The organism is Candidatus Chryseopegocella kryptomonas, from assembly GCF_001536065.1.
GTDB lineage: Bacteria > Bacteroidota > Ignavibacteria > Kryptoniales > Kryptoniaceae > Kryptonium > Kryptonium kryptomonas.
In genome coordinates this window covers 69,450-86,262 of the sequence record NZ_CZVW01000007.1, presented here as the reverse complement: position 1 = coordinate 86,262, position 16,813 = coordinate 69,450, and the positions used below count along the sequence as shown (strand labels likewise).

20 protein-coding genes are annotated in these 16,813 nt (G+C 36.0%); 8 read left to right on the top strand and 12 right to left on the bottom strand.

All coding sequences use genetic code 11. The features are described 5' to 3' along the window. Positions 1–14 precede the first annotated feature (14 nt). From AWW83_RS04355 to AWW83_RS04335, 5 genes are read left to right on the top strand one after another with little or no spacing between them, the layout of a single operon-like run. Entirely contained in the window at positions 15–1,361 is a 1,347-nt protein-coding gene (locus tag AWW83_RS04355) for a thiamine pyrophosphate-dependent enzyme (protein WP_092349045.1), read from the top strand. 15 nt (positions 1,362–1,376) lie between these two features. After that, positions 1,377–2,159, top strand: a complete 783-nt coding sequence (locus AWW83_RS04350; RefSeq protein ID WP_092349042.1) for a DUF72 domain-containing protein — start codon at positions 1,377–1,379, stop codon at positions 2,157–2,159. Beyond that, positions 2,156–3,241, top strand: coding sequence for a glycosyltransferase family 9 protein (locus AWW83_RS04345; protein ID WP_092349039.1), 1,086 nt, complete (start codon positions 2,156–2,158; stop codon positions 3,239–3,241). The genes AWW83_RS04350 and AWW83_RS04345 overlap by 4 nt, the downstream gene beginning before the upstream one ends. Further along, positions 3,207–4,421, top strand: coding sequence for a GNAT family N-acetyltransferase (locus AWW83_RS04340; protein ID WP_092349037.1), 1,215 nt, complete (start codon positions 3,207–3,209; stop codon positions 4,419–4,421). The genes AWW83_RS04345 and AWW83_RS04340 overlap by 35 nt, the downstream gene beginning before the upstream one ends. 32 nt (positions 4,422–4,453) lie before the next feature. Further along, the gene (locus tag AWW83_RS04335) at positions 4,454–4,960 is read left to right on the top strand and encodes a thioredoxin family protein (RefSeq protein ID WP_092349034.1); all 507 of its coding nucleotides are present in this window, start codon (positions 4,454–4,456) and stop codon (positions 4,958–4,960) included. On the opposite strand, the gene AWW83_RS04330 is transcribed toward AWW83_RS04335, so the two are convergent. Then, positions 4,957–5,178, bottom strand: coding sequence for a hypothetical protein (locus tag AWW83_RS04330; RefSeq protein ID WP_092349031.1), 222 nt, complete (start codon positions 5,176–5,178; stop codon positions 4,957–4,959). The two genes, AWW83_RS04335 and AWW83_RS04330, sit on opposite strands and share 4 nt — an antisense overlap. Before the next feature lie 90 nt (positions 5,179–5,268). On the opposite strand from AWW83_RS04330, the gene AWW83_RS04325 reads away from it, so the two are divergent. Beyond that, entirely contained in the window at positions 5,269–5,820 is a 552-nt protein-coding gene (locus AWW83_RS04325) for an RNA methyltransferase (RefSeq protein ID WP_092349028.1), read from the top strand. Here the strand turns inward: AWW83_RS04325 and AWW83_RS04320 are convergent. The 4 genes from AWW83_RS04320 to AWW83_RS04305 are packed head-to-tail and all read right to left on the bottom strand — an operon-like array spanning position 5,802 to position 9,773. Further along, positions 5,802–6,422, bottom strand: a complete 621-nt coding sequence (locus AWW83_RS04320) for an RNA-binding domain-containing protein (protein WP_159421102.1) — start codon at positions 6,420–6,422, stop codon at positions 5,802–5,804. The genes AWW83_RS04325 and AWW83_RS04320 overlap by 19 nt on opposite strands. Further along, positions 6,415–7,146 carry a monofunctional biosynthetic peptidoglycan transglycosylase gene (gene mtgA / locus AWW83_RS04315; protein WP_092349022.1) on the bottom strand — a complete coding sequence of 244 codons (732 nt, stop codon included), beginning with the start codon at positions 7,144–7,146 and terminating at the stop codon, positions 6,415–6,417. Before mtgA ends, AWW83_RS04320 begins: the two co-directional genes overlap by 8 nt. After that, positions 7,133–7,567 carry a Holliday junction resolvase RuvX gene (ruvX, locus tag AWW83_RS04310; RefSeq protein ID WP_143713884.1) on the bottom strand — a complete coding sequence of 145 codons (435 nt, stop codon included), beginning with the start codon at positions 7,565–7,567 and terminating at the stop codon, positions 7,133–7,135. Before ruvX ends, mtgA begins: the two co-directional genes overlap by 14 nt. A gap of 19 nt (positions 7,568–7,586) precedes the next feature. Then, the gene (locus AWW83_RS04305) at positions 7,587–9,773 is read right to left on the bottom strand and encodes a RelA/SpoT family protein (protein WP_092349016.1); all 2,187 of its coding nucleotides are present in this window, start codon (positions 9,771–9,773) and stop codon (positions 7,587–7,589) included. Positions 9,774–9,938: 165 nt separating this feature from the next. Between AWW83_RS04305 and bshA the strand changes: the two genes are divergently transcribed. Beyond that, positions 9,939–11,057, top strand: a complete 1,119-nt coding sequence (gene bshA / locus AWW83_RS04300) for an N-acetyl-alpha-D-glucosaminyl L-malate synthase BshA (protein WP_092349013.1) — start codon at positions 9,939–9,941, stop codon at positions 11,055–11,057. Between the two features lie 15 nt (positions 11,058–11,072). Then, positions 11,073–11,372, top strand: coding sequence for a cupin domain-containing protein (locus AWW83_RS04295; RefSeq protein ID WP_092349010.1), 300 nt, complete (start codon positions 11,073–11,075; stop codon positions 11,370–11,372). 1 nt (position 11,373) lies between these two features. Here AWW83_RS04295 and csrA read toward each other — a convergent pair whose 3' ends face one another. From csrA to flgN, 7 genes are read right to left on the bottom strand one after another with little or no spacing between them, the layout of a single operon-like run. Beyond that, the gene (csrA, locus tag AWW83_RS04290; RefSeq protein ID WP_092349007.1) at positions 11,374–11,607 is read right to left on the bottom strand and encodes a carbon storage regulator CsrA; all 234 of its coding nucleotides are present in this window, start codon (positions 11,605–11,607) and stop codon (positions 11,374–11,376) included. A 19-nt stretch (positions 11,608–11,626) separates the two neighbouring features. Continuing rightward, the gene (gene fliW / locus AWW83_RS04285; protein ID WP_092349004.1) at positions 11,627–12,022 is read right to left on the bottom strand and encodes a flagellar assembly protein FliW; all 396 of its coding nucleotides are present in this window, start codon (positions 12,020–12,022) and stop codon (positions 11,627–11,629) included. A 14-nt stretch (positions 12,023–12,036) separates the two neighbouring features. Further along, positions 12,037–12,792 (bottom strand): OmpA/MotB family protein, encoded by a 756-nt coding sequence (locus tag AWW83_RS04280; protein WP_092349001.1) that lies wholly within the window; start codon positions 12,790–12,792, stop codon positions 12,037–12,039. A 3-nt stretch (positions 12,793–12,795) separates the two neighbouring features. Next, positions 12,796–13,581 (bottom strand): motility protein A, encoded by a 786-nt coding sequence (locus AWW83_RS04275; RefSeq protein ID WP_092348998.1) that lies wholly within the window; start codon positions 13,579–13,581, stop codon positions 12,796–12,798. Then, complete coding sequence (locus AWW83_RS04270) at positions 13,578–14,459, bottom strand: flagellin N-terminal helical domain-containing protein (RefSeq protein ID WP_092348995.1); 882 nt, start codon at positions 14,457–14,459, stop codon at positions 13,578–13,580. Before AWW83_RS04270 ends, AWW83_RS04275 begins: the two co-directional genes overlap by 4 nt. A 20-nt stretch (positions 14,460–14,479) precedes the next feature. Continuing rightward, the gene (gene flgK, locus AWW83_RS04265; protein WP_092348992.1) at positions 14,480–15,823 is read right to left on the bottom strand and encodes a flagellar hook-associated protein FlgK; all 1,344 of its coding nucleotides are present in this window, start codon (positions 15,821–15,823) and stop codon (positions 14,480–14,482) included. A gap of 3 nt (positions 15,824–15,826) precedes the next feature. Beyond that, the gene (gene flgN / locus AWW83_RS04260; protein WP_092348989.1) at positions 15,827–16,810 is read right to left on the bottom strand and encodes a flagellar export chaperone FlgN; all 984 of its coding nucleotides are present in this window, start codon (positions 16,808–16,810) and stop codon (positions 15,827–15,829) included. Positions 16,811–16,813: the final 3 nt, after the last annotated feature.

Below are 16,813 nucleotides of genomic sequence, written 5' to 3'. Positions count from 1 at the left end.
AAAACCTTGAAAAAATGGCTATCGTAAAAAATGCCGTATATATGAAGGAAGTTGAACTTCCGTTTTGTCCTGGGTGCGGACACTCCCAGATTTTACCTCAACTTGATAAAGCAATGGCTAAACTCAATCTTGACCCTAAAAAAACGGTTCTTGTAACAGATATAGGATGCGTTGGATTGTCAGATCAGTATTTTAATGTAAATGCTTTCCATGGTTTGCACGGTCGTTCAATTACATACGCTTGTGGACTTAAAATGGCTAATCCCGAACTTACTGTCATAGTTTTAATGGGTGATGGAGGGCTTGGCATAGGTGGAACTCATTTTATAAATGCAGCAAGAAGAAACATTGATATTACCGTTATCGTGTTTAATAACTTTAACTTCGGCATGACGGGCGGTGAACACTCTGTGACAACTCCTTTCGGCGGTAAAACCGCAACAACATATCTCGGAAACATTGAATACCCGCTTGACGCTTGCTCACTGGTTCAAGCGGTAAATGGTGGATTTGCAGCAAGAATGACCGTGTTTGATAAAAATCTTTCCGATGTAATTGCAGAAGCGATCTCTTTCAAAGGTTTCGCTGTCGTTGATATCTGGGAATATTGCACCGCTTACTATGTCCCGAGAAACGAACTTAACAAAGAAAAAATGTTAAAACTTCTTGAAACATACGGCTTTAAAACAGGAATCATTCACAAGGTTGAAAGAAAAGAATACATTGAATCATACATTGAAACTTATGTGAATCAACCTTTAAAATCTGAAAAGCGAGTTTCGCTTGAAACTGAATTCGGAAACAATCTTACGAAGAAAACGGGGATAATCATTGCAGGTGCAGCAGGTCAAAAAGTTAAATCAAGTGCGACTGTTTTCGGCTCATCCGCAATTTTATCTGGCTTATATGCAACTCAAAAAGATGATTATCCGATCACAATTATGACAGGTCATTCTATATCAGAAATTATTCTTGACAAAAAAGAGATAAATTATACAGGCATTGATAAGCCCGATTACATGCTTGTGATTGCACCAGAAGGTTTAGCAAAGGTTAAGAAAATAATTCAAAAAATGGATGAGAGCGCAAATATCTTCGTTGATGAATCGCTTGTTTCACTTTTGCCCGAAACGAAAGCAAAAATTGAAACTTATCCATTTAAAAAATCTGCAAATGCGATAGACAGATTTTCTATAACAATACTTTCACTTGCAACTTTTCTTGCGAGGACAAACTTGTTTCCCGTTGACGCTTTGAAAAAAGCGGTAACTTTAACACAGAAAAAAGCAATTGCAGAGATAAATTTAAAAGCAATTGACGCAGGAGTTAAACTTGTTGAGGAATTTGTGAGCGTAAAATAAATTTTTTAAACATAGATGATTTTGATCGGAACATCTGGATATAGTTTTCAGGACTGGCGTGGAACTTTTTATCCCGAAAACATTGAAGATGGAAAGATGCTTGATTATTATAAAAAATTTTTCAATGCCGTTGAGATAAACTCAACCTATTACCGAATTCCAAGTCCAACTGTCTTTTATCATCTTGACAAAAAAACACCACCCGATTTTCACTTTATCGTAAAAGTTCACAAGCAAACGACTCATCAAAGAGAGGGAAATCGTGAAGCGATGGAAGCACTTTTGAAATCAACCGAACCGTTGATGAGGTCTTCAAAGTTAAAAGGTTTTCTCGCACAATTCCCGTATTCTTTCAAAGATACACCTGAAAACAGAGATTACATTCTTGAAACGAAAAAATTTGCAAATGGTGTCCCGCTCATAGTTGAATTTAGAAATATAAGTTGGGTAAATGATTCTGCATATAAATTTTTAGCAGAAAATGATATTCCCTATGTTTGCGTTGATGAACCGAGATTAAAGGGCTTAATTCCACCGCAGAGCATCGCAACAAGTAAAAAAATTGGCTACATAAGATTTCACGGAAGAAACGCCCAAAACTGGTGGGAAGGTGGAGTTGGGGAAAGATATGATTACCTTTATTCAGAAAGTGAATTGAGAGAGTGGATACCGAGAATAAAGGAGTTAAATGAGAAAGTTGAAACACTTTACATTTTCTTTAACAACTGTCATCGTGGAAGTGCTCCAAAAAACGCACAAATGTTACAAAAGATTCTTGAAGAGGAAGGCATAAAATGAAGCAAAAAAGAATTCTCGTAATTCGTCCAGATAGAGTTGGGGACGTAGTGCTTGCAACCCCGCTTGTGAGAGAATTAAGAAAAACTTTCCCCGATTCCTTTATCGCAGTTATGCTCAGACCTCAAACAAAAGATGTTTTCTTGAACAATCCACACATTGATGATATAATTGTTGATGATTACGAGGGTGAAGATAAAGGTTTTAAAGGATTCTTGAAACAGGTTTTTAAGTTGAGAAAATACAAATTTAACATTGCTCTTCATCTTTTGCCAACGCAAAGGCACGCATGGATGACATTTTTAGCAGGGATAAGGACAAGAATTAATGTTGGGATAAGGTTATACGGAGTTTTAACTTTTATGAAATATGTGAGCAGAAAAAAATATAACCCATTAAGACACGAAGCGGATTATTCACTTGACCTCGGGCGAAAAATCGGTGTCAAAAGCGAAAACATTGAACCAGAAATTTTCTTAACAAATGAAGAGATAAAACAAGCAGAAAAACTTGTCCCAAAAGAAGAAAACGAAATCGTAATCGGCATAAACCCACTCAGCGGTAAATCTTCACCAAACTGGAAAATTGAAAAATATATTGAACTTACGAAAAAAATTCTTGAAGAAATCCCAAACGCAAAAATTTATGTCAATCTTTTCAACAATACCGATGCGCGACTTGAATTTGAAAAGCTCAACTCATCAAAAATTAAACTTATACAAAATTCTAAACTGCGTGAGTTAATTCTTTATGTTTCAAGATTTGATCTTCTCATATCATCAAGCACTGGGGCAATGCACATAGCTTCAGCGTTGAAAGTTCCAACTGTTTCAATGTTTTGTCCCCTTCCAGCGTGCTCTCCAAAACTTTGGGGTCCGCTTGGAAACAGGCACGAAATAATTCTACCGCCAGAAAATTACTGTCAAGCGAAATGCCCAGGCGATCCACATATATGCACATTTGAAGGCGGAATTGAAGTTGAAGATGTATTGAAAGCAATTCGCAAAATTTTATCCGAAACAAAAATTAAAGTTTCGTCCTTAAACGAAGATGAAAATTCGTCAGGCGAAATCAGCAGACATTGACGATATAACACACATAATTTCAACCGCATTTTTAATTCCAGATTATCACGGCTTGCGAGAAAATTTGATAGACAATCCAAGATATAGTTTCAGGGACATAATCGTGGTTGAGGATGGGGTTGATATAGTCGCATGTGTTAAGATAATTCCATTGAAAGTTTCTTTCAAGAATAAAATCGTTGATGCTGGTGGAATTTCCGCAGTTGCGGTTTTGCCTGAATACAGAAGAAGAGGAATCGCAGATATGATGCTCAAAGATGCGCTCAAAAGAATGTTTAACGCAAAATATCCATTTTCCCTGCTTTATCCATTCCAACATAGGTTTTACAGAAAATATGGCTGGGAATTCATTGGCTCGGTTATGCTTTATGAAATTGAGCCATCAAATATACCGATGTTTGAGGAAAGATTTAATGTCAGAAAAATGAAAATTTCTGATCGTGAGAAAATAAAAAAAGTTTATGCTGAAAAAATTCTCAATGTTAATTTCGCACTTTACCGAAATGATGCTTTCTGGACTCGTGTTATTTTCCCGAACTTTCCAAATCCATATGTCTATGAAGATGGCGATCTCCTTGGATATGTTTCGTTTGAGATGAAGAAAAATGGAAGGGGTCTTGTTGAGATGGAAATAAAAGAACTTGTTGCGCTGACGCCCGAAGCATATCGTGGACTTTGGGGTTTTTTAGCATCTCTGACAGAACAAGTTGTGAAGATAAAATATCTTGCTCCGCCAGATGAGCCACTTTTTGATGTTCTGATTGAACCAAGAGAGCGAGAATTTAAACGACCATTTTTTGAGTATAAATCATTTGCCTCAATTTGCTCTGGTTTTATGATGAGAATTATAAACCTTGAAGAAGCCCTTAAACTTTTAAAAATCGCCAACGCCCCAAATTTTGAAACCTCAATATCAATAAAAGACGATCTCATCCCCGAAAATAACTTTACATTTAAAATTATCGTTGAAGACAGAAACATAAACATCAAAAAAATTGATTCAAAAATTCCTGATATTGAAACCGACATCGCCACATTTTCACAAATTTTTTCTGGATTCGTCAAGCCAACATCACTTTATCAAACTGGAAAGATACGAGGTGATTTCAAGATGATAAAATTTCTTGACCCTGTTTTTGCGGATTCTTTGCCTTTTATGTATCAATTTGATATATTTTGAAAGTTTCAAAAACTCAAAAAGGAGATTAAAAAATGCGAACAATTCTCGTTTTCATCATAGCAATCCTATTCACAGGATTAACGCTTAAAATTCAAGATACACCAAAAGAATTGAAATGGTATTCTTTTTCCGACGGCTTGAAAATTGCACAATCTGAAAAGAAAAAAGTTTTGATAGATGTTTATACCGACTGGTGTGAATGGTGCAAGAAGATGGATGAAGAAGTTTACACTGATTCAAAAGTCAAAAATTATCTCAACTCAAAATTTATCCTTGTAAAACTTAACGCTGAATCTGAAACGAAGCATACATTTGAAGGTCGGGAATATAGCGAAATGGAACTTGCTTATATCTTTGGAGTTGAGGGTTTCCCTACAACCATCTTCATCCGTGAAGATATGCAACCCATAACCGCAGTTCCAGGTTATTTTCCAGCAGAAGTGTTTATGAAAATTTTGACATTTATCGGAGATGATTACTACTTGAAGATGAGTTTTGACGACTATCTTGAAAAAACTGGTGGATTGCCGAAAAATTAGTCCGATTCTGCCATTCTCTCAAATACGACATTTAATCCTTTTTTGCTGTAACGGTCAAGTTTTCTTTCAAGAAGTCCAAGAAGAACTTCTCGTGTGAGTTTGTATTTTTCAATTCTGGGCGTTTCAACATTTCCAGTAAATTCTATGTAGAAATAACCTTCTTCTTTATTTCCGAAAATGACCAGCCGATTATCTTCAGTTTCTGCTACGAAAACCATTTCAAAAGCAAATTTTGTTTTCTAATTTTGTTTTTCGGATTTATTTTTTAATTACTTTAACAGCAAGGGAAAAATTAAAAATTCCCGAAAATGCGAAAACTTACGCCACTTGAAATTGAGAAAAAAAGGCACACACTTGAAGAACTAAAAAACATTGAACGCCATCCAATTTATGTCTTGCTTGATAATGTCAGAAGCGTTTATAATGTTGGTTCAATTTTTAGAACAAGCGATGCTGCACTTATAAAGAAACTTTATTTAACGGGCTACACACCACATCCACCGAGAAAAGACATTGAAAAGACCGCACTTGGTGCTATTGAAAGCGTTCCGTGGGAATATCACAAAAACCCAATTGATGTGATTAAATCATTGCGAGAAAAAAATGTAAAAATTGTCGCACTTGAAATTACTGACGAAAGCATACCTTACTATGAAATCAAACCCGATGACTTTCCAATCTGTTTGATCATTGGGAATGAGATAACGGGAATATCTGATGAAGTTTTATCAATGTGTGATTTTTCGGTTGAGATACCACAGTTTGGCATAAAACATTCGTTAAATGTTGCAGTTGCTTATGGGATTGCGGTTTTTGAACTTGTGAAAATTTATATAACAAGTCAAGCAAGGGTGAAATAATCATCTCCTCCTGTGGCATGAATTTTCAAAATACCAGCCCTCACCAGATTCACAAGTATATCCGATGCTTCTGATTCGGTGATATTTACAAGTTTGCTGAACTCTTTCACAGTTATTCTTCCAAAGTTATCAAGATAATTTAGAAGTCGCCTTTCTTTCTCACCTATCGTTATTCTCAATGGTTGTTCTTCCATTTCGGATTTTATAAGTTTTATCATCTCATCACTTGCTATAACATTTTGAGAGCCGATTCGGATAAAAACTTTTCCCGCATCACCATTTGAACTGACGAGATGATGGGGTCTATTTTCGCTTTGTTCAATGGTCACAACTATAACATCTTTGCCATTGAGTTCAAAAATTTCAATTTTGGGCTCAATTGGTGGATAACAATGTTGTGTCGCTGCTTGAAAGATAAGATCAATTTCTTCTTTTTCGCTGTCAACCCCGACGACGCTTCCATCGTCATCAATTCCAAAGATTAAAACTCCACCGTGGGTATTTGCAAAGGCGATCATCGCTCTTGCTATTTTTTCTGGCGATGAAACTTTTCTTTTAAATTCAACTGTTAACCCTTCCCCTTCAAAAAGAATATTATTCAATTGATCCAGATTCATTTGAAAACCCCGCTTTTATTTTTTCCCTTGCAAGCAATCTATTCAAAATTAACTTCGTTCTCCAATTTACAAACTTTTTGTTTGAATTTGGCGTGTATCTCAAAGGGCTTGGGATAATTGATACAAGCCGTGCGGATTCTTCAAGTGTTAATTCCGATGCTGACTTTCCAAAATATCTTCTTGATGCGGATTCAACCCCAAAAATTCCATCACCAAGTTCAACAATGTTAAGATAAATTTCAAGAATTCTTCGCTTTGATAATTTTTGCTCCATTCGCAGTGCGATCAAAACTTCAACAAATTTTCTCAAAGGATTTCTTGATGTTGAAAGAAAAAGATTTTTCGCAACCTGCATAGTTATTGTGCTTGCACCACGAACGATTTTACCTCTTTCAAAATTTTTCTTTATTGACTCTTTAACCTCATACCAATCAATCCCTTGATGTGAGAAAAAACTTGCATCTTCAGAGACAATCACCGCATCAATCAAATACGGTGAAACTCTTGACAGCGGAATCCAAATCTGATTTATTCTATATGGTTTGCCTTTTCTTTTCGCCTCGTTCATCCGTTGTTTCATAAGTGCGGTGATTTTCGGATTTTCATATTTCAATTTCTCAATCTCACGATCAATTTTGACAAATTCATAAATCAAATAGCCAGCAAAAAATAAAATAACTAAAGCAATTGCAATTTTAATTTTCCTCACGTGCTATCATCATCTCTTTGTTTTTCAGATAATCAAGATAACTTTGCAAAATCAAAGACGAAGCAATAAGGTCATTTAAATTTTTGTCTTGTCTTTTCTTCTTTTTCAGGTTCATTTCTATCTTTGACTTGTGAGCAAGTTTAGTTGTAAATCGCTCGTCCCAGCCAATGACTTCAATTTTCAATTTTGATTTAAGTTCGTTGATAAATTTAATAACTTCGTTCGTTTTATTTGAATGTTTTCCGCTCAATTTAACAGGCAAACCGACGACAACTAAACCAACATTGTATTGAGAGCAAATTTTATTTATTTCGTCAAAAATTTTTGAATCGTTTTCAAGAACTAATAATCCTTGGGCAATTGTAAGCGTTGGATCACTTATTGAAATTCCGATTCTTCTGCTTCCGAAATCAATCCCCATTATTCTACCACCTGAAAATTTATCCTTCTTGATATCTTGCAACGCCGTAAACCCCTGGAATTCTTCTTAATTTGTCAATCAAAGCATTCAAATGCTCAACATTTTTAACTTCAACAGTTATGATGCCGTGGAAAATTGAATTTTCAGTGTTAATGTTGACACTTTTTATATTTGTGTTTTGATAACCAGATATGATCGTTGTTATTTCTTTAAGCATCCCTGGTTTATCTTCCCCTTCAATTACAATTCCAGCAGGGAAAGCCATACCATCAAGCATCGCCGACCAGACGACATCAATCAATCTATCTTCATCCTGCTCTTTTAATTTTTCAATGTTTACACAATCTTTGCGGTGAATTTTTATGCCCTCGCCTCGTGTAACAAATCCAATTATTTCATCGCCTGGGACAGGACGACAGCACTTTGCAAATGTGTAAAGCAAATCAGATGCAGTTCCGTCAATTGTGATTGCTTTTTTAGGTTTTAAAATCTCGCTGACAATTTCCTTCGCTTGCTCTATATCTTCTTGCTTCGCCTGTTCTTTCCGTTTATGTTTGTCTTCTATCTTCAATATCAAATCACTCGGATCAATCGTCCCCTCTGCAATTGCAAGATAAAACTTCTGCAAATTGTCAAATTTGTATAAGTCCCTCACGATTTTCAAAAGTTCATCGTCGTTTATGTGAATTTTGCTCTTTTTAACTTTTTTCTCCCAGAATTCTTTGCCAACTTCAATAAGGCGTCGCTTTTCTTCATTTATCCATTTTTTAATTTGTGCTTTTGCTTTTGAAGTGACAACAAACTTCAACCAATCACGGCTTGGCATCCGATGTTTTCCAGTTATTATCTCAACTTGATCACCTGTTTTGAGTTGATAATCAAGGGGAACAACTCGCCCATTCACCTTTGCACCTATGCAACGAAGTCCTATCTCTGTATGAATTTCAAAAGCGAAATCAACAGGCGTTGAACCTTTCGGCAAAACTTTTAAATCACCCTTTGGAGTGAAAACATAAATTTCATCTTGATAAAGATTAAACTTCAACTCTTCAATAAACTCCGCCACATCCGTTGGATTTTCAAGTATATCACGAACCCACTTTATCCATTGCTCAAACTGTTTGTCTGTTTCCGTTATATTTTCTTTATATTTCCAATGTGCAGCAAGACCTTTCTCTGCGATCTCGTGCATCGCCCGAGTTCTTATCTGAACCTCAACCATTCTTCCACCAGGACCGATTACAGTTGTGTGAATTGAGCGATAACCGTTTGATTTCGGATTTGTGATGTAATCTTTGAATCTTTCGGGGACAGGTCTGTAAATGCTTGTTACTATTCCATAAGTCGTCCAGCAATCAGTTGTATTTTCAGTGTCAAGTATAATTCTAACAGCGAAAAGATCGTAAATCTCTTCAAATGCTTTTCCTCTTTTGACCATTTTATTGTAAATGCTGTAAAGATGTTTCGGACGACCACTTATTTCAAATTTGAAACCGTGTTCTTTGAGTTCTTTTTCAATCGGCTTTGCAAATTCTTTTATGTATTCTTCTCTTTGTTTTCTCGTTTGAGCGACTCGCCTTGCTATGTCTTCATATGCTTCGGGATTTAGATATTTAAAAGCAAGGTCTTCAAGTTCCCACTTTATTTGAGCAAGCCCTAACCTATGTGCAAGCGGTGCGTAAATTTCAAGCGTCTCTTTTGCAATTCTTTTTCTTTTCTGTTCAGGAAGATATTCAAGCGTTCGCATGTTGTGAAGACGATCCGCAAACTTAACAAGTATAACTCTGACATCGGTTGAAAGAGCAATTAAAAGTTTTCTATAATTTTCCGCCTCAACAATGTTATAATTATCACTTTCAAAAATTCCCTGAATTTTGGTAAGTCCATCAACGATTGTGGCTATTTTATCGCCGAATTCTTCTTTTATATCATCAAGCGTGAAAGATGTATCTTCAACAATATCGTGAAGCAAAGCGCTTGCAACAGATATATCGTCAAGCGGGATTTCATTTGCAACGATCATCGCAACTTCATAAGGATGGTTAAAATACGGCTCACCCGACGCACGGTAATTATCTTTATGAGCATTATAGCTGAACCAATACGCCCTTGTTATGAGCTCTTTATTGCAACTTTTGAGGTTTTGCTCACATACCTCAAGGAGCTTCTTCAACTTTGCTTGATATTTATCTTGAAGCACAAGCATGGCTTAATTTCAATTTCGTTTATCTCAAAATTATTTAACAAAAAACCGCTCAAAAAGTTCAATTTTTTGTCTTCAAGTTTAAGATATGCATTAATTCAAAAAATTGCAACTGACAAAGCTTGTTTTTAAATTAATTGAAAATCAAACTCAAAGAAACAAAATTTTATGCGTATCGGCATTGTTTGTTATCCGACTTATGGAGGTAGTGGAGTTGTCGCAACAGAACTTGGGAAGGAACTTGCAAATAGAGGTCACGAGATTCATTTCATCTGCTATGCAATTCCGATAAAACTTAACAGATTCCTTGACAATATCTACTTTCACGAGGTTGAACTTTATCAGTATCCTCTTTTTGAATTTCCAATTTACACGGATGCGCTCGCAAGCCGAATTATAGATGTGGCAAGATTTCATAATCTTGACATAATTCATGTCCATTATGCAATTCCACACGCAACGAGCGCAATACTTGCAAAGACAATACTTAATAACAAAATTAAAGTCATAACAACGCTTCACGGAACAGATATAACGCTTGTCGGGCTTGAACCAAGTTTTACTCCCGTTGTTCGCTTCGGAATTGAAGCAAGCGACGGAGTTACAGCGGTCTCAAAGTATCTTCGTGAAACTACTATTTCAACATACAACATAAAGCGTGAAATTGAAGTTATTCCGAATTTCGTTGATACAGAAATTTTTAAACCTGTGAAAAATCTTCAACTTCGCAAAAAATTTGCACCAAACGATGAAAAAATTCTCATCCATGTTTCAAATTTCAGAAAAGTTAAAAGAGTTCAAGATGTTGTGCGTGTTTTTGAAATTGTGCGTAAGAAAATTCCAAGTAAACTTGTTTTTATAGGCGATGGTCCAGAGAGAGGAGATGTTGAAAACCTATGTAGAACTTTAAAACTTTATGACGATGTCATATTTCTCGGAAAACAGGAAGCCCTATATGAAATTTTATGTTCTGCTGATGTATTCATTCTCCCGAGCCAGATGGAAAGTTTTGGGCTCTCTGCGCTTGAAGCGATGAGTTGTGGTCTCCCTGTTATAGCAACAAATGTTGGCGGTCTTCCTGAAGTTATTCTGCACGGAGAAACTGGATATTTAACCGAAGTTGGAAATGTTGAAAGAATGGCTTCTTATGTCATTGAGCTTTTTGAAGATAAAAACAAGTATGAAAAATTTTCCGAGCAAGCAAGAGAAAGAGCAGTGAAACTTTTTGACAAAAATTTAATCGTGCCAAAATATGAGCAATTTTATGCAAAAATTCTCAACAACTAAATAAAAATTTCAAAAATGAAGATAACTCGCTGGACTAAACCTGAAAAACCCGACATTGAAGAACTTAAAAAACTCCTTAAAGAAGAAGGCACAAATCCATTCGTTTGGATTGATGAACCAGGAACTTATTACGGAAATCATTCACATGTTTACGACGAAATTCGCTGGGTTGTGAGCGGAAAAATGAGATATGGAGTTGGAAATGAGGAATTTGTCCTTGGTCTAGGAGATCGGCTTGATCTTCCTGCTGGCACAATCCACTGGGCAAAGGTTGAAGGAGACGAACCCGTGATTTATCTTTGTGCTTCAAAATAAACTACTTCATATTTTTCAACCTTTTCGCAAATTCTTTTAACGAATCTCTCTCTATGGATGAGGCATTTTTATTTTCTTTGATAACTTTCTCATAAATTTCCTGCCGATAAATTAACACATCTTCCGGCGCTTCAAACCCAATTTTAACCTGATTCCCAGAAATTTCAAGGATTGTGACCTTTATATTGTTTTGAATTATCACCGACTCCCCAACTTTCCTTGACAGAACAAGCATATACAAACTCCATAAATTTTTATGCTAAAAGTTGATGCGAAACCTCAAACTCTTCATTTTCAAGTATAACTTGCTTTCCTAACTTTTTAACTTTATCAATGACAACTGGCGCTTTTAAATTAACGCTTATTTTTGAAATATCCCTGTTCAAGGTCACTATCACAAAAAGCACATAAACCTCTGGATCAAAGCCACTTCTACGATAATAATCTTCAACGACAAGCGTAGGTTCAATTATGGCAAAGCCAATTTCTGGCTCATCAACCGAAATAAGCCAGCGAAACGGCTTACATTCTTCATCTTCAATTATAATAAATCGTTTCAAATCTTCAAACCCGATTAATCCATCTGGAAAATTGATGATTATCTCATCGTCAAATTCAATTTCACCAAATTGTGAATTCTTTATTTTCATTTCGCCATAAAAATTTAATTTGAAATTTTTCCGAAAACTCCACTCTGCGTTGAAATTATGACTATGTCAACTCTTCTGTTTTTCGCTCTGTTTTCCTCTGTGTCATTTGGCGCAATCGGTCTATATTCTGAATATCCAGCGATTGAAATTTTCTCTGGATTTACGCCTTTGCTCATTAAATAATACGCAGTATTTAACGCTCTTGCAACTGAAAGATGCCAATTTGATGGAAATCTTGCACTTTTTATCGGTCTATCGTCTGTGTGTCCTTCAATTCTGATTTTATTCGGCAAAAATTTAAGAACTTCTGCAAGCGTGTCAAGAACTGCTTTCGCTTCGGGTTTTAAATCTGCGCTTCCAGATTCAAAAAGCAATCTTTCAAGTAAATGAATTGTCAAACCTTCGGGAGAAGTTGTGAGGATTACTTTTTTTGATTGAATACCCGAACTTAAAATCGCATTGAGTTGGAGTTCAAGTTTTTGCTGTGTTTGATTTGATTGAGATTGTGAAGTTCCAGCAACCGCATCTGAACCTGACTTCGGCGGTGATGGTGTGACGAGAATTCCTTTACCCCCAGAAAGAACTCCACCTCCACCGAAAAGTTGGCTGAACGCAGAAATCCATTGCTGATATTTGTTCAAATCAATTTGAGACATTGAATAAAGAACAACGAAAAGACCAAGCAAAAGCGTGATAAGGTCAGCGTAAGTTATAAGCCATCTTTCAAGATTTTCGTGTTCTTCGTGATGTCCTTTTTTCTTTCTTGACATTTTCTAACTCTCTATCGCTTGTTCACTTATTGGGAACATTGAGTAAAGTTTTGTCTTTATTATCGTTGGGACTTCACCTGCTTGAATTGCAAGGACACCTTCAACGATTATTTCAAGTAAAATTTTCTCTTCTGCGTGAATTGATTTCAATCTATCTGCTATCGGAAGCCAAATTATATTTGCTGTGAAAACACCCCATAATGTTGCTATAAAAGCACTTGCTATATGATGTATAAGTTCATTTGGATCGCCACCAGCATTTGCAAGTGTTGAAATCAAACCCATAACCGTTCCAATTATTCCCATCGTCGGCGCATATCCACCCATTTTCTGAAAAACCGTCGCATTTGCCATATGTCTTTCAGTTATGTAATTAATTTCAATCTCCGCTATCTCACGAATTGTCTCTGGATCTGTGCCATCAATTGCAAGTCGCAACATCTTTTTCAAAAATGGATGTGAAACATTGTTAACTTCTTTCTCAAGCGCAAGGATTCCGTCTTTTCTCGCAATTATCGCATAATTTACAAGCGTCTCAATTGTTTCAACAACATTAAATTTCGGCGGGATAAGAGCAAGTTTTATGAAACTTGGAATTTTAAAAAATACCTTCGCAGGCGAACCTATCATTGCTGTCGCAATAGTCCCACCAAAAACAATTAACATCGCTGGAATTAAAATCAAAGCACCGATAGTTCCACCTTCAAGCAAAAATGAGCCAAAAATTGAAAGCACACCAAGTATAAGTCCAGCAATCGTTCCAAATTCAAATGTTGAATTATTTTTCATCGCAGATACTCAATTATTGACTTTTGAATGATTTTTCCAGCAATTGTATATGCGGATTCAAGAATTAGTTGATCTCTTTGCAAGTTTATTGCCTGCTGTGCCATATCTGTGTCCTGTCTTATGGAAAGAAGTTCTTTCAAGATGACATTTTGCTTCTCAATTTGCTTCTGCAAAAGCGAAAACCTGTTCATCAAAGCGCCAACATCAGATGCTTGACTTGTGATGAAGTCAAAAAGTTCATTAAATCTTTGAATTAAAGAACCATCTGGCTTAACACCAGATTTAAGCGAATTTTTTATCCCGAGAACAACATCAAAAATTTCTCTTCCGCCGAACAATTCATCAACCGTGAAATTTACTTTTTCATAAACCCCATCATTTACCTCAAAATTTATCGCATCGTTTGATAAGTCAACAAGCAATGTCCCCGTTCTCTCATTGTATTCAAATGGCTTTACATTTGTCTTCGTCCCGTTAAAAATGTATTTGCCTTTAAATTTTGTGTTAACCGCATCAAGCATTTGCTTGAAAAGTTCATTCAATCTGTTTGCATATGTTTCGTAATCTGGCTGTCTTGCTGGATTTGAAACTTCAACAAGAAGTGATTTTATATCAACAAGCGTGTTGACAAAATTATCAACCGCCTCGGAAGTTGCGCTCAAAATATCAATCGCATCGTCAATGTTTTTCTGAAATTGCTCATTTTTTGAGATCAAATTTTTAAGATTGATTATTGAGTTTGCGATATACGGATTGTCTGAAACCGTGTTTATTTCTTTTCCACTTGCGATTTTCAACTGCGTTTGATTAACTCGTTCCCTTGCGCCATTTATGTTCGCAATCAAGTTTTTTATGACTGTTAACTCGGTTATCCGCATAACTTTTAAGAAATTTATTTTTATCTCACCATTGAAAGAACCGCATCTATCATCTCATTCACGCTTTGAATCACCCGTGCAGATGCTTCAAACATTTTTTGAAACTTTATCATGTTCAGCATTTCTTCATCAATTGAAACGCCAGAAATAGCATCTCTTTGTGATTCAAGTTGATTTAAAATCATCTGCTGTAAATTTTCATTGTCCGAACTTATCCTTGACCTCAAACCAATATCGCTCACAACCGAATTATAAAATCCTGAAATTTTTTCATCATTTTTCAAAGATGCGATCGCAAGAGCAATTTTATTATCGCCAGCATTTCCGTTCATTGAAGCAGAAATTTTGTTCAAGTCATTAATTATCGCTTTGCTTACTTGAATACTTCCAGCGCCTGTCCCAGCGAAGAAATCGTTTCCAATTGATCCATCAAGTCCATAGCCATTGCGATGAAACTCATTCACTCTGCTTATAAGGTTTGAAGCGAGTTGGTCAAATTTTTGAATCATTTGCGGAATTAAACCATTGAAGGAATTTTGAAGCGAAAAAATTTCGCCAGAGTTTAACTTCAATTCAAGATTTTCGGTATTTGATAAAATTTTCACCTGTCCATCTGAAAATTTCAATTCAAGATTCGTCGCAAAATTTTTATCAACAAGCGTCACACCACCAGCACTTATCTTCACCGCACCGCTTTCGTCAAACTTAACAACGACATCAACAAGTTTTGAAAGTTCTTTCAACTTTTGATTTATCTTGTCCCTGACATCATTTGTTTCTGCACCAGTGTTATGATGATTTATCGCACTTTGATTTAACTTTGCAATTTCGCTTACGCTTTCATTCACACTCTTTATCTTTGCTTCAAGTTCAGATAGAACATCTTTTTTAATTCCGAGCAACCTTTGGAAAATTTCTTTATATCTCTGTGTAAGCGCCTTGCCGGTTTGAACAACCGTAACTCTTAATGCTCTATCTTCTGGATTTTTCGCAAGGTCATCAAAAGCATTAAAAAAGTTTTGGATCAATTGACCCAATCCAACATCGCTTGGCTCGTTAATCAAAGATTCAATTCGTCCGAGAATTTCTCTCTCAACCGAATATGTTCCCATCAAATTTGAAACACGCCTTATTTCGCTTTCAACAAATTCATCACGAATTTGCTTAATGCCGATAACTTTCACGCCTGCGTTTGCCATCCCACGCTTTGATGTCAAAACATCTGTGCTACTTAATTCAACCCTTTGCCTCGTATATCCAGGAGTGTTAACATTTGAAACATTGTGGCTTGTTACTTCCATACCAACCCTTGAAGAATGAATCGCTTTTTTAGCGCTTTCTATTATCCCGAACAATCCTGACATATTTCAAACTCTTTTGTTTATTTTTCCCGCTTCCTGAAAAACCTCAATCAATCCTTTTACAAATGAAATTGAATGTGAAAGCAAATATCTGTTTTCCGAATTTAACTTCTTAACTTCACTCGCCTCGCTTTCAATCTCATCCCTCAATCTGCATAATTCTGGCTCATTTTTAAGCAAGTCAAAAAGTTTTTTCTTCTCAAAATCTGCTCCAAAAAATTTTTCAATTTCTGCGACAATCCCTTCCTCTTGCTTCACAGCATCTTCAATCCTATCGTAATCAAATTCAACAATTGCCTTTTGCTTTTCCTCTGCGATCTTTTTCAAAGTTTTCAAATTGTTTTTGAACTCAATAAGCGTATTTTTAACGGTCTCATTTACCATCTTCAAACACGGATTTGTTTCTGCACCAGCGTAAAGAAGTCTTATCTCACTTACATTTAACTTTGCAATTTCGCTTACGATTTCATTCACACTCTTTATCTTTGCTTCAAGTTCAGAGAGAACATCTTTTTTAATTCCGAGCAAACTTTGGAAAATATCGTTAAATCTCTGTGAAAGCGCCTTGCCTGTTTGAACAACCGTAACTCTTAATGCTCTATCTTCTGGATTTTTCGCAAGGTCATCAAAAGCATTAAAAAAGTTTTGGATCAATTGACCCAATCCAACATCGCTTGGCTCGTTAATCAAAGATTCAATTCGTCCGAGAATTTCTCTCTCAACCGAATATGTTCCCATCAAATTTGAAACACGCCTTATTTCGCTTTCAACAAATTCATCACGAATTTGCTTAATGCCGATAACTTTCACGCCTGCGTTTGCCATCCCACGCTTTGATGTCAAAACATCTGTGCTACTTAATTCAACCCTTTGCCTCGTATATCCAGGAGTGTTAACATTTGAAACATTGTGGCTTGTTACTTCCATACCAACCCTTGAAGAATGAATCGCTTTTTTAGCGCTTTCTATTATCCCGAACAATCCTGACATATT

Bases quoted from the DNA above. Each gene is read 5' to 3' on its own strand.
- AWW83_RS04305 (WP_092349016.1), bottom strand. From the start codon at position 9,773: ATGCTTGTGCTTCAAGATAAATATCAAGCAAAGTTGAAGAAGCTCCTT.
- AWW83_RS04325 (WP_092349028.1), top strand. From the start codon at position 5,269: ATGCGAAAACTTACGCCACTTGAAATTGAGAAAAAAAGGCACACACTT.
- AWW83_RS04280 (WP_092349001.1), bottom strand. From the start codon at position 12,792: ATGTCAAGAAAGAAAAAAGGACATCACGAAGAACACGAAAATCTTGAA.
- AWW83_RS04275 (WP_092348998.1), bottom strand. From the start codon at position 13,581: ATGAAAAATAATTCAACATTTGAATTTGGAACGATTGCTGGACTTATA.
- AWW83_RS04340 (WP_092349037.1), top strand. From the start codon at position 3,207: ATGAAAATTCGTCAGGCGAAATCAGCAGACATTGACGATATAACACAC.
- AWW83_RS04295 (WP_092349010.1), top strand. From the start codon at position 11,073: ATGAAGATAACTCGCTGGACTAAACCTGAAAAACCCGACATTGAAGAA.
- flgN (WP_092348989.1), bottom strand. From the start codon at position 16,810: ATGTCAGGATTGTTCGGGATAATAGAAAGCGCTAAAAAAGCGATTCAT.
- AWW83_RS04345 (WP_092349039.1), top strand. From the start codon at position 2,156: ATGAAGCAAAAAAGAATTCTCGTAATTCGTCCAGATAGAGTTGGGGAC.
- fliW (WP_092349004.1), bottom strand. From the start codon at position 12,022: ATGAAAATAAAGAATTCACAATTTGGTGAAATTGAATTTGACGATGAG.
- csrA (WP_092349007.1), bottom strand. From the start codon at position 11,607: ATGCTTGTTCTGTCAAGGAAAGTTGGGGAGTCGGTGATAATTCAAAAC.
- AWW83_RS04355 (WP_092349045.1), top strand. From the start codon at position 15: ATGGCTATCGTAAAAAATGCCGTATATATGAAGGAAGTTGAACTTCCG.
- AWW83_RS04330 (WP_092349031.1), bottom strand. From the start codon at position 5,178: ATGGTTTTCGTAGCAGAAACTGAAGATAATCGGCTGGTCATTTTCGGA.
- flgK (WP_092348992.1), bottom strand. From the start codon at position 15,823: ATGTCAGGATTGTTCGGGATAATAGAAAGCGCTAAAAAAGCGATTCAT.
- AWW83_RS04350 (WP_092349042.1), top strand. From the start codon at position 1,377: ATGATTTTGATCGGAACATCTGGATATAGTTTTCAGGACTGGCGTGGA.
- bshA (WP_092349013.1), top strand. From the start codon at position 9,939: ATGCGTATCGGCATTGTTTGTTATCCGACTTATGGAGGTAGTGGAGTT.
- AWW83_RS04335 (WP_092349034.1), top strand. From the start codon at position 4,454: ATGCGAACAATTCTCGTTTTCATCATAGCAATCCTATTCACAGGATTA.
- AWW83_RS04270 (WP_092348995.1), bottom strand. From the start codon at position 14,459: ATGCGGATAACCGAGTTAACAGTCATAAAAAACTTGATTGCGAACATA.
- ruvX (WP_143713884.1), bottom strand. From the start codon at position 7,567: ATGGGGATTGATTTCGGAAGCAGAAGAATCGGAATTTCAATAAGTGAT.